The sequence below is a fragment of the Shewanella sp. SG44-6 genome, from assembly GCF_014164185.1.
In the GTDB taxonomy this organism is placed as follows: Bacteria; Pseudomonadota; Gammaproteobacteria; order Enterobacterales; family Shewanellaceae; genus Shewanella; species Shewanella vesiculosa.
This window is the reverse complement of the sequence record NZ_JACJER010000316.1, coordinates 1-556: the sequence shown is the minus strand read 5'-3', so window position 1 is coordinate 556 and position 556 is coordinate 1. Positions and strand designations below refer to the sequence as shown.

The 556-nt window shown below is 32.4% G+C and carries 1 protein-coding gene; it reads left to right on the top strand.

The genetic code is table 11. The features are described 5' to 3' along the window. Positions 1-389 (top strand): CueP family metal-binding protein (locus H5185_RS22400; RefSeq protein ID WP_182743362.1); only part of this gene is annotated, 389 nt, incomplete at its 5' end. Between the last annotated feature and the right edge of the window lie 167 nt (positions 390-556).

The window sequence follows — 556 nt, the reverse complement described above, 5'->3', positions numbered from 1 at the left end:
TACCCAATAGAATAGTTGCAACTTTTTCAGATGGTAAAAGTAGTTCTGTAGCAATACCAAAAGATCAATTCTTTCTTTCAATAGCTCCGTACATTAATAGCTCTCATCCATGTACTAATCATGTTTTAACAGGTTGTACCGGTGAAATAAAAAATCAAGTAATGAAAGTTGTCATGATTGATACTGATACAGGTGAAACATTAATAGACAAAAAAGTGACGACACAACGTGATGGATTTATAGACTTTTGGGTTCCAAAAAATAAAAATTTAGCATTCAATATTTATCATAAAGCAAAAGACGGAAGCGAAAGAGTGGCGAGAGAGGTACTGTCTACTTTTAATAACGATAGAACTTGCATTACTACTATGCAACTTATTGAAAGTTAATATTTGAATGCAAAATCAAAATAAGACTGGAGTTATTCCGGTCTTTTTTATATAAAAAATGGAAATCCTTTTCCATAAAATATCATGCATTAACATGATCCGAGTCTTTGTGGTTTTCTTGGGAGCACCTACAAAGAAGCTCAAGATAATCCCTTATCTGGTTGATG